The 11,252-nt window shown below is 70.5% G+C and carries 9 protein-coding genes; 8 read left to right on the top strand and 1 reads right to left on the bottom strand.

All coding sequences use genetic code 11. The features are described 5' to 3' along the window. Positions 1-73: 73 nt before the first annotated feature. Positions 74-781, top strand: a complete 708-nt coding sequence (locus tag M8I34_RS36105; RefSeq protein ID WP_250057035.1) for a VTT domain-containing protein — start codon at positions 74-76, stop codon at positions 779-781. Between the two features lie 136 nt (positions 782-917). Then, a complete protein-coding gene (locus tag M8I34_RS36110; RefSeq protein ID WP_250057037.1) occupies positions 918-2,648 on the top strand; it encodes a threonine/serine exporter family protein in 1,731 nt (576 codons plus the stop codon). A 164-nt stretch (positions 2,649-2,812) separates the two neighbouring features. On the opposite strand, the gene M8I34_RS36115 is transcribed toward M8I34_RS36110, so the two are convergent. Further along, the gene (locus M8I34_RS36115) at positions 2,813-3,307 is read right to left on the bottom strand and encodes an inorganic diphosphatase (RefSeq protein ID WP_030077125.1); all 495 of its coding nucleotides are present in this window, start codon (positions 3,305-3,307) and stop codon (positions 2,813-2,815) included. A gap of 86 nt (positions 3,308-3,393) precedes the next feature. Here M8I34_RS36115 and dacB point away from each other — a divergent pair, with 86 nt between their 5' ends. The 6 genes from dacB to folE all read left to right on the top strand — a co-directional run. Further along, a complete protein-coding gene (gene dacB / locus M8I34_RS36120) occupies positions 3,394-4,989 on the top strand; it encodes a D-alanyl-D-alanine carboxypeptidase/D-alanyl-D-alanine-endopeptidase (RefSeq protein WP_250057038.1) in 1,596 nt (531 codons plus the stop codon). 228 nt (positions 4,990-5,217) lie between these two features. Beyond that, positions 5,218-6,363, top strand: a complete 1,146-nt coding sequence (locus M8I34_RS36125; RefSeq protein ID WP_030992035.1) for a zinc-dependent metalloprotease — start codon at positions 5,218-5,220, stop codon at positions 6,361-6,363. Between the two features lie 192 nt (positions 6,364-6,555). Beyond that, positions 6,556-7,614: a tRNA lysidine(34) synthetase TilS gene (gene tilS / locus M8I34_RS36130; RefSeq protein ID WP_030992033.1), complete on the top strand. Its 1,059-nt coding sequence runs from the start codon at positions 6,556-6,558 to the stop codon at positions 7,612-7,614. 86 nt (positions 7,615-7,700) lie between these two features. Further along, the gene (gene hpt, locus M8I34_RS36135; protein ID WP_250057042.1) at positions 7,701-8,240 is read left to right on the top strand and encodes a hypoxanthine phosphoribosyltransferase; all 540 of its coding nucleotides are present in this window, start codon (positions 7,701-7,703) and stop codon (positions 8,238-8,240) included. Between the two features lie 282 nt (positions 8,241-8,522). Further along, a complete protein-coding gene (gene ftsH, locus M8I34_RS36140; protein ID WP_250057039.1) occupies positions 8,523-10,535 on the top strand; it encodes an ATP-dependent zinc metalloprotease FtsH in 2,013 nt (670 codons plus the stop codon). A 116-nt stretch (positions 10,536-10,651) separates the two neighbouring features. Beyond that, positions 10,652-11,252, top strand: a 601-nt coding sequence (gene folE / locus M8I34_RS36145) for a GTP cyclohydrolase I FolE (protein WP_250057040.1), incomplete at its 3' end; no start/stop codon positions are given.

The following is an 11,252-nucleotide window of genomic DNA, read 5'->3' on the forward strand; positions in this document are numbered from 1 at the left end:
CGCGCCTGCACCCTCGTCGCTTCGCTCGTCGCACCGCACGATCCGGCGCCCTCGACCCAGGAGCCTTCACCCCGTGAATACTCTCGCGCTCGGCCCCCAGTGGCTGGACCCGGACTATCTGATCGCGACATTCGGCCTGATCGGCGTCCTGGTCATCGTCTTCGCGGAGTCCGGCCTGCTGATCGGCTTCTTCCTGCCGGGCGACTCGCTGCTGTTCACCACCGGTCTGCTGGTGACGACGAACAAGCTGGACCGGCCGCTGTGGCTGGTGTGCTCCCTGATCGTCCTGGCCGCCGTCCTCGGTGACCAGGCGGGCTATCTCTTCGGCCGCAAGGTCGGACCCTCGCTCTTCAAGCGCCCCGACTCCCGCCTCTTCAAGCAGGAGAACGTCGAGAAGGCGCACGAGTTCTTCGAGAAGCACGGCCCCAAGTCGCTGATCCTGGCCCGCTTCGTACCGATCGTGCGGACCTTCACGCCGATCATCGCCGGCGTGAGCCGGATGAACTACCGCTCCTTCATCACCTTCAACTTCATCGGCGGCGCGCTGTGGGGCGCCGGTGTCACGCTGCTGGGCGCCTCGCTGGGGAACATCGCGTTCGTCCACCAGCACATCGAGCTGATCCTGGTCGCGATCGTGCTGATCTCCGTCGTGCCGATCGCCATCGAGTACCTCCGCGCCCGCGGCAAGGCGAAGAAGGAGCAGTCCGCCCCGCCGTACCCCGCGGACCGCCCCCAGGGCCCCGCCCCCGACACCCGCCGCGGCCGCCACGCCAAGCGCTGACCACCGGCCGCGAGCCACCCGGCCGCTCATTTGCGACCGGTAGCCAAAACGTCGCCCCCGAGCACGCGCCGTGCATCCCCATCAGGCATCGTGTCCTTGTCATCCGTCAGGAGGCTTACGAGGAGAGCGAAGACCCGTGGCGTCGGACCCACAGCGCGGCCAGCGGGGCGCGAGCGGCAGCAGCAGCGCCTCGGACCAGAGCGGTTCCGAGGAGCGCAAGCCCCAGCCGGACGAGGCGCACAGCGCCTTCACCCCGCCGCTGGGCGTGCCCTACCCTCCGCTCCCCGAGGACGAGCACCCCACCTCCGAGTTCGCGCTGCCCTCCGGCCTGCGCCCGGAGACCCCGGCCGAGCAGGAGGGCTCGGCGTTCACGCCGCCCAGCAGCACCACCGGCCAGACGCCGATGCCCGCCGGCTCCACCGCCCTGAGCTACGCGTTCACCCCGCCGCACGGCATCCCTGCCGTCCGCCTCACCAAAGAGGCTCCCTGGCAGGACCGGATGCGGACGATGCTCCGGATGCCGGTGGGGGAGCGGCCGGTCCCCGAGCGCCTGGAGCGGGCCGATGACGAGACCGGTCCGGCCGTACCCCGCGTACTCGACCTGACCCTGCGTATCGGCGAGATCCTGCTCGCCGGCGGTGAGGGCGCCGAGGACGTCGAGGCGGCCATGTTCGGCGTCGCGCACGCCTACGGGCTGGAGCGCGTCGAGCCGACCGTCACCTTCACCCTGCTGTCGATCTCCTACCAGCCCTCGCTGGTCGACGACCCGGTCACGGCCAGCCGCACGGTCCGGCGCCGCGGTGTCGACTACAACCGGCTGTCCGCGGTCTTCCGGCTCGTCGACGAGATCGCCTCCGAGGGCATCACCCTCGAAGAGGCCTACCGCGGCCTCGCCGAGATCCGCCGTAACCGCCACCCGTACCCGAGCTGGGCGCTGACGGTGGCCTCCGGGCTGCTGTCCGGTGCCGCCTCCATGCTGGTCGGCGGCACGATGCTGGTGTTCGTCGCGGCCGCGGTGGGCTCGATGCTCGGTGACCGGCTGGCCTGGCTCGCGTCCGCGCGCGGGCTGCCGGAGTTCTACCAGTTCGTGGTCGCCGCGATGCCGCCCGCCGCGGTGGGCGTCGCCTTCGGTCTGGCCCACCTCAATGTGCAGGCGTCCGCGGTGATCACCGGTGGGCTGTTCGCGCTGATCCCGGGGCGGGCACTGGTCGCGGGCGTCCACGACGGGCTGACCGGCTACTACATCACCGCCGCCGCCCGTCTGCTGGAGGTCGGCTACCTCATCGTCGGCATCGTCGTCGGCGTGCTCAGCGTGCTCTACATCGGTCTTCAGCTGAACCCCGGCCTGCGGCGGCTCAACCCCGAGCAGTCGCTGGGGGACTACAACGAGCCGTTGGTGCAGATCGTGGCGGCCATGCTGCTGGCGCTGGCGTTCTGCGTGCTGCTCCAGCAGGAACGTCACACCGTGGCGTTTGCGACCCTGAACGGTGGCGTCGCCTGGGTCGTGTACGGCGCGCTCACCTACGTCGCCGGGATGAACGCCGTGCCCGCCACCGCGATCGCGGCCGGACTGGTCGGCCTCTTCGGCCAGTTGCTCTCCCGCTACCGCTATGCGTCCGCGCTGCCGTACGTCACCGCGGCCATCGGCCCGCTGCTGCCCGGTAGCGCCACGTACTTCGGCCTGCTCAACTTCGCCCAGGGGCACCTGCCGCAGGGCCTCACGTCGCTGGTCCAGGCCGTCTCGCTGGCGCTGGCCATCGCGGTGGGGGTCAACCTCGGCGCGGAGGTCGCCCGGTTGTTCCTGCGGGCCCCCGGCATCGAGGAGGCCGGCGCCCGCCGCGCCGCCAAGCGCACCCGCGGCTTCTAGAGCCTGTTCCAAACGACAGGCTCTGGGCGGCCACCGGGCCCCGACACGCACGACGGGCGGCAACCCAACTGGGTGCCGCCCGTTCGCGTACGAAAATCAGCCCGCAGATCCCGGCGCGCCGCGGTCGGGAAAACCCCGCCGCACGCCGGGACGGCACGACTGCGTCAGTGCTTGCCGCCCTGCGCCTCGAGGCGCTTGTACGAGGCCTCGATCTCGGCCTCGGCCTCGGTGCGGCCGACCCAGTTGGCGCCCTCGACGGACTTACCGGGCTCCAGGTCCTTGTAGACCTCGAAGAAGTGCTGGATCTCCAGGCGGTCGAACTCCGACACGTGGTGGATGTCCCGCAGGTGCTCCACACGCGGGTCGGACGCCGGCACGCACAGCAGCTTGTCGTCGCCGCCGGCCTCGTCCGTCATCCGGAACATGCCGATGGCGCGGCACTTGATGAGGCAGCCGGGGAAAGTCGGCTCGTCCAGGATGACCAGGGCGTCCAGCGGGTCGCCGTCCTCGCCCAGGGTGTTCTCGACAAATCCGTAGTCCGCCGGGTAGCTGGTCGAGGTGAAGAGTCGACGGTCCAGGCGGATCCGACCGGTCTCGTGGTCCACCTCGTACTTGTTCCGCGAACCCTTCGGGATCTCGATGGTGACGTCGAACTCCACGGGTGGCTCCTCCATGATCAACACATACGTCTGGTGATTAAGTGTCCCCCACGCAGGTGTGTGGTGGCGAAAGGGGCTGGTCCGAGGTGCCGGAGACCGGAAAGTGGCAGGTCAGATGGCAGTCGGCGGAGCGGTCCGCGCGGGCGGCGACGCGCGCTGCGGTCCGCTCGGCGCAGACAGCGGTCGAGGCGGCGCGAAGCGCGGTCGATGCCGCGCGGCAGGCCTGGGAGGCCACACCGCGCCATACCCAGCAGACCTGGCGGCTGACGGTGGTCTCCGCAGCCACCGGTCTGGCGGTCGCGCTCGTCGCGGTGGCGGCGGCCGGGCCGTGGGACTCGGGTCAGCGTACGGCCGAGCGCACGGAGGCGGGCTCGATGGACGGTGCCAGTGGCGAGCATCACGCCGCTGACCCCGGGCCGGCGCCCAGCGCACCCCCCGTACTGCCCGCGCTCGGCGCCACCGCTCCCGGCTCCGCGGGCCGTGGCGCCGCCCCCGTACCCACCGGCGCCGGGCTGGCCGACGCGCTCGCACCGCTGCTGAAGGACCCGGCGCTCGGCCCGCTGCGGACGGCCTCCGTCCTGGACGTCGCCGCCGGCCGCGAGGTCTTCGGCGAGCACCAGGGCACGGCCGCCACCCCCGCCTCCACCGTCAAGCTCGCCACCGCCGTCGCCGCGCTCTCCGTACGCGGACCCGACCACCGCATCGACACCACCGTCGTCATGGGCGGCAAGAACCGCATCGTCCTGGTCGGCGGCGGTGACCCCACCCTCACCGCCCGCGCCCCGCGGAAGGGCGCCGAGGAACAGCCCGCGAATCTGCGCACCCTGGCCGACGCCACCGCCCGCGCCCTCAAGCACCGCCACCTCACCAAGATCGGCCTCGGCTACGACACCAGCGCCTACTCGGGCCCCGCCGAACACCCCATCGGCCCGAACGAGAACATCGCCCCCGTCACCGCGCTGATGGCCGACGAGGCGCGCCTCGACGACACCGACCACGGCACCGCCCCCCGCGACACCGACCCGGCCCGCGCCGCGGCCCGCGCCTTCGCCGGGCTGCTCCACCAGCGCGGCATCACCGTCGACGGCGACCCCGCCGGGGCCAAGGCCCCCAAGAAGGCCGACCGGATCGCCGCCGTCCACTCGCTGCCGCTGTCCGCGCTCGTCGAGCGGATGCTCACCTACAGCGACAACGACATCGCCGAGGCCCTGGCCCGCCAGACCGCCCTGGGCTCGCGGCAGCCGGCCAGCTTCGCCGGCGCCGGAAAGGCCGTCCGCGCCGCCCTCGAACGGCAGCATCTGCCCCTGTCCGGCGCCGTCTTCGAGGACGGCAGCGGCCTGGACCGCGACGACAAGGTCACCGCCGCCCTGCTCTCCCGCCTCCTGCTCCAGGCCTCGTCGCCCGACCGTCCCGCCCTGCGCCCCGTCGTCACCGGCCTCCCGGTGGCCGCCTTCACCGGCACCCTCAGCAACCGCTACCGGGGCCAGAGCGCCGGCGCCGGCGCCGTACGCGCCAAGACCGGCACCCTCACCGGCGTGAACACCCTGGCCGGCACCGTCGTCGACGCCGACGGCCGGCTCCTCGTCTTCTCCTTCATGACCACCGGCACCACCGACCCCCAGGGCGCCCAGAAGGCCCTCGACAAACTCGCCTCGGCAGTGGCCAATTGCGGCTGCCGCTAAGGCGCCAGGCACCCGGGCAGCTACCCATGGACGTCTCCCGACCCCCACCCACGTTCACTTTCTCCACTCACGGGAGGCCCGTCACCGCACCCACAGCCCCGCGCAGCGGCCCCTGCCCGCCGCAGGCGCAACGGCGAGACACCCCTACGGCGGGAAAGCCGACAACGTGGGCAGAGCCAAAAACGTGGTCCGCTACCCCATAGCGGAGCGCCCACGTACGGTGAACTCATGACGAGCATCGGTGGGACCGAGATGGTCGACTGGAATCTCGCGGTCGCGACCGCGACCCGGTTCGTGCGGCCGGGGCCGGAGGTGAGCCGGGACGAGGCGCGCGCGATCGTCGCCGAGCTGCGCAAGCACGCCAAGTCCTCCGAGGCCCATGTCCGCGCCTTCACGCGGATGGCACAGCCCGACGCGACGGGCGAGGCGCCGCATGACACGCCGGTCCTCGTCGTGGACCGGCCCGGCTGGATCAAGGCGAACGTCGCCGGGTTCCGGGCCGTGCTCAAGCCGCTGCTGGCCAAGATGGAGGACCGCCGCTCGGCGGCCCCCGGCGGCGCGGTGCTCGGCGCGGTGGGCGGCAAGGTCACCGGCGTGGAGCTGGGCATGCTGCTGTCGTTCCTGTCCTCCCGTGTCCTGGGCCAGTACGAGACGTTCGCACCGGCCTCCCGGGACCTGCCGGCCGCGGCTCAGGGCGGGCGGCTGCTGCTCGTCGCGCCGAACATCGTGCACGTGGAGCGCGAGCTGGAGGTGGAACCGCACGACTTCCGGCTGTGGGTGTGCCTCCATGAGGAGACCCACCGCACCCAGTTCACCGCCGTCCCGTGGCTGCGGGACCACATCGAGGGCGAGATCCAGGCCTTCCTCGGCGAGACGGACATCGACCCGGGCACCCTCCTGGAGCGGCTGCGCGAGGCCGCCCAGTCGCTGGCCGGCGCCAAGCCCGTGGGCGAGGAGGGCGAGGACGGCAGCCGCTCCCTCGTCGATCTCGTCCAGACGCCCGCGCAGCGCGAGATCCTCGGCCGGCTGACCGCGGTGATGTCCCTGCTGGAGGGGCACGCCGACTACGTGATGGACGGTGTGGGGCCCGACGTCGTGCCGTCGGTCGCCGAGATCCGCGAGAAGTTCCAGAAGCGGCGGGCCAGCGGCGCGGGCCGGCTCGACCAGGCGCTGCGCAAGCTGCTCGGCCTCGACGCCAAGCTGCGGCAGTACCGCGACGGCGAGCGGTTCGTCAGCGCGGTCGTCGACGAGGTCGGCATGAACGGCTTCAACCGCGTCTGGACGTCGCCGAACACCCTCCCGACCAAACAAGAGATCGCCAAACCGGCGGACTGGATCGCACGGGTGCACCGCAAGGCGGACGGGGCACCGTAAGCGAACGGCGTGAGCTGGGCACGCCGGGTGGCAGTAGAGCGCCCCTTCAATCACCCGTCTGAGGGACCGATACGGATGGATAGGCGTGCAATGCTCGGGGAACCGCTCGCCTCTGTCACCATCTAGGCACTCTGTGTGACGAGAAAGCCCTCACCGGCCCGAGGCTCCCCAGCTGAACGATTGGAAACGGACATGGGTCCCCATCCAGCGGTCGCCGCGATACGCCTGGCGGTCCGCCGCGTACTCCACGACGTCCTCACCCATCACTGCACCCAGGACCGGCACGAGCCCCCGCTCGTGCTCGTCGCCTGCTCCGGCGGCGCCGATTCGATGGCGCTCGCCTCCGCTCTCGCCTTCGAGGCCCCCAAGCTGGGGGTCCGCGCCGGGGGCGTCACCATCGACCACGGCCTCCAGGAGGGCTCGGACCTCCGCGCCGCCGAGGTCGCCCTCCGGCTGCGGGGCCTGCGGCTGGACCCCGTCGAGGTCGTCGCCGTCGACGTGAACGAACCGAACAGGGTGGCGCACGGCGCCTCGTACCGGGGTGGTGGCGGGCGAGGGTCGGGCGGGCCGGAAGCCGCCGCCCGCGACGCCCGTTACGCCGCCCTCGACGACATCGCGGAGCGCCACGGCGCCACCGCGGTCCTCCTCGGCCACACCCGCGACGACCAAGCGGAAACGGTGCTGCTCGGTCTCGCCCGCGGCTCCGGGACCCGCTCGCTCTCCGGGATGGCCGCGACCAGCGGCAGGGACGGCCGCTACCGCCGGCCCTTCCTCGACGTGGACCGCCAGACCGCCCGCAAGGCCTGCCTGATCCAGTCGCTGCCCGTCTGGGACGACCCGCACAACACCGACCCCGCCTACACCCGTTCACGGCTCCGCCACGAGGGGCTGCCCGCACTGGAGAAGGCGCTCGGCAAGGGCGTCGTCGAGGCGCTCGCCCGTACCGCCCAGCTCTCCCGCGACGACGCCGACGCCCTGGACGCCTGGGCCGCCGACGCGGAGGGCACGGTCCTCGACGACACCGGAACCCTCGACATCGCCGCCCTGTTCGTGCTGCCCCCCGCGGTGCGCCGCCGGGTGCTGCGCCGGGCCGTCATCGGCGCCGGCTCACCGGCCGGTTCGCTCTTCGCCCGCCACATCGAGGAAGTGGACCGGCTGATCACGGCCTGGAGGGGGCAGGGGGCCATCAACCTCCCCGGGCGAGTGGGTGTGCGACGGCAGGGTGGCAGACTGGTGATTCGGCAGGGCTGAGCCGCAGACGCTGCCCCGCATCCGAAGTCTCACGACTGACGCGAACACCGAACAGAGCGAGAGTGGCACGGGTGGACGACAAGGACATGGGTTCCGACCTTCAGTCGGTACTCATCAGCAAGCAAGAGATCGACGCGAAGCTGGCTGAGCTGGCCGCGAAGATCGACGCGGAGTACGCGGGCAAGGACCTGCTCATCGTCGGTGTCCTCAAGGGCGCCGTGATGGTCATGGCGGACCTGGCGCGCGCGCTGTCCACCCCCGTCACGATGGACTGGATGGCCGTGTCGTCGTACGGCGCGGGCACCCAGTCCTCCGGCGTGGTCCGCATCCTCAAGGACCTCGACACCGACATCAAGGGCAAGCACGTCCTGATCGTCGAGGACATCATCGACTCCGGCCTGACGCTGTCGTGGCTGCTGTCGAACCTCGGCTCGCGGGAGCCGGCCTCGCTGGAGGTCTGCACCCTGCTGCGCAAGCCGGACGCGGCCAAGGTCGCCATCGACGTGAAGTGGATCGGCTTCGACATCCCCAACGAGTTCGTGGTGGGGTACGGCCTCGACTTCGCGGAGAAGTACCGCAATCTGCCGTTCGTCGGTACCCTCGCGCCGCACGTATACGGCGGCTGAGGGCGCTCCCCGTGCCCGTCCGGCCGATGCGGCCGGGCGCGGCCCGGACCTGCCGTCGCGGGCCGGCGGGAACCCTTCGGGGCCTTCCGCCGTTGGAGCAGGGAGGACGGAATCCTCGGCCGCATGTTCACCGTCGGCGCAGGCGCCGGGTGACAATGCTGGGGTACCGTCCGAAGGCAGTTCTTTTTCGGGCCAGTAATACACCGTACGCACGACCAGCCCTCCCAAGGGCGTTGTGCCTCACTGTGGCAGGAGGGACGGGGCCTCAGCGGCTCCGTATGGATGGACGTGAAGCGATACTTCCGTGGGCCGGTCATGTGGATCGTGCTGGCCGTCCTCGCCGTGGTCGTGTTGATGCAGGTCGTCGGCTCGTCCGGCGGCTACAAGACGGTGGACACCGGTCAGGTCGTCAAGGCGATCGCTGACAACAAGGTGAAATCCGCCGAGCTGACGACCGGTGACGAGAACAAGATCAAGATCGAGCTGTCGGGCTCCAACAAGATTGAGGGCTCGAACAAGCTCCAGGCGAGCTACATCGGCGACCAAGGCGTCGACGTGGCCAAGAACCTCCAGGCCAAGTACCAGACCGGCGAGATCAAGGACGGGTACACCGTCTCCCCGTCGAAGCAGAACCCGTTCGTCAACGTTCTGCTCTCGCTGCTTCCCTTCGTCCTCATCGTGGTCGTCTTCCTGTTCCTGATGAACCAGATGCAGGGCGGCGGCTCCCGGGTGATGAACTTCGGGAAGTCGAAGGCGAAGCTGATCACCAAGGACACCCCCAAGACGACGTTCACCGACGTCGCGGGGTCGGACGAGGCCGTCGAGGAACTCCACGAGATCAAGGAGTTCCTCCAGGAGCCGGCGAAGTTCCAGGCCGTCGGCGCCAAGATCCCCAAGGGCGTGCTGCTGTACGGCCCGCCCGGAACGGGCAAGACGCTGCTGGCGCGTGCCGTCGCCGGCGAGGCGGGCGTCCCGTTCTACTCGATCTCCGGCTCCGACTTCGTCGAGATGTTCGTCGGTGTCGGTGCGTCCCGTGTCCGTGACCTCTTCGAGCAGGCCAAGGCGAACGCCCCGGCGATCGTCTTCGTCGACGAGATCGACGCCGTCGGCCGGCACCGCGGTGCGGGCCTGGGCGGTGGCCACGACGAGCGCGAGCAGACCCTCAACCAGCTCCTGGTCGAGATGGACGGCTTTGACGTGAAGGGCGGCGTGATCCTGATCGCCGCCACGAACCGTCCGGACATCCTCGACCCGGCGCTGCTGCGCCCCGGCCGTTTCGACCGGCAGATCGCCGTCGACCGTCCGGACCTCCAGGGCCGTCTCGAAATCCTCAAGGTCCACCAGAAGGGCAAGCCGGTCGCTTCGGACGTCGACCTCTCGGCCGTCGCCAAGCGCACCCCCGGCTTCACCGGTGCCGATCTGTCGAACGTCCTGAACGAGGCCGCGCTGCTGACGGCCCGGGGCGACGAGAAGCTGATCAACAACCACTTCCTGGACGAGGCGATCGACCGCGTCGTGGCCGGACCGCAGAAGCGGACCCGGATCATGTCCGAGAAGGAGAAGAAGATCACCGCGTACCACGAGGGCGGACACGCCCTGGTCGCGGCGGCCTCACCGAACTCCGACCCGGTCCACAAGATCACGATCTTGTCCCGCGGCCGGGCCCTGGGCTACACCATGGTCCTGCCCGACGAGGACAAGTACTCCACCACCCGCAACGAGATGCTCGACCAGCTGGCGTACATGCTGGGCGGGCGTGCGGCGGAGGAGCTGGTCTTCCACGACCCGACCACCGGCGCCGCGAACGACATCGAGAAGGCGACCGCCACGGCCCGCGCGATGGTCACGCAGTACGGCATGACCGAGCGGCTCGGCGCGATCAAGTTCGGCACCGACAACTCCGAGCCCTTCCTGGGCCGTGAGATGGGTCACCAGCGCGACTACTCGGAAGAGGTCGCCGCGCTGGTCGATGAGGAAGTCAAGAGGCTCATCGAGACCGCGCACAACGAGGCGTGGGAGATCCTGGTCGAGAACCGCGATGTGCTGGACAACCTGGTGCTGACGCTGCTGGAGAAGGAGACCCTCAACAAGGAGGAGATCGCCGAGCTCTTCAAGCACGTGGTCAAGCGCCCGGCCCGCCCGGCGTGGACCGGCTCCTCGCGCCGTACGCCCTCCAGCCGCCCGCCGGTGCTGTCGCCGAGGGAGCTGGCTCCGGCCAACGGTTCGGTGACCACGACCGCCACCGTATCCACGGAGAAGGCGGAAGCCCCCGAGGACAAGCGTCCCGAGAGCTGATCCCGAGGCCCCGGGCCCCGGAATAGATGCCGCGCCCCCCAGGTTTAACCTGGGGGGCGCGGCATTCCGCGATTCCACCGCGATTTCGAGCGGGCGCAGAAGGAACGAGGCACCACATGACGGACCCTGTGACGCTGGACGTCGACGGCAAGATCGGGACATTCGACGAGAAGCGCGCCGAGAACGCCGTCCGCGAGCTGCTCATCGCGGTGGGCGAGGACCCGGACCGCGAGGGCCTTCTGGAGACGCCGGCGCGGGTGGCACGGGCGTACAAGGAGTTCTTCGCCGGACTGTGGCAGAAGCCGGAGGACGTGCTCACCACCACGTTCGACCTCGGCCATGACGAAATGGTGCTGGTCAAGGACATCGAGCTGGTTTCCAGCTGTGAGCACCACCTCGTGCCCTTCGTCGGTGTGGCACACGTCGGCTACATCCCGTCCGCCGACGGCAAGATCACCGGCCTGTCCAAGCTGGCCCGGCTGGTCGATGTGTACGCCCGGCGTCCGCAGGTCCAGGAGCGGCTGACCACGCAGATCGCGGACTCGCTGATGGAGATCCTGGAGCCGCGCGGCGTGATCGTGGTCATCGAGTGCGAGCACATGTGCATGACCATGCGCGGGGTGCGCAAGCCCGGTGCCAAGACGACGACGTCGGCCGTGCGCGGCCAGCTGCGTGACGCCGCCACGCGCGCCGAGGCGATGAGCCTGATACTCGCCC

The sequence above is a fragment of the Streptomyces sp. MCA2 genome, from assembly GCF_023544705.1.
Classification (GTDB): domain Bacteria; phylum Actinomycetota; class Actinomycetes; order Streptomycetales; family Streptomycetaceae; genus Streptomyces; species Streptomyces decoyicus.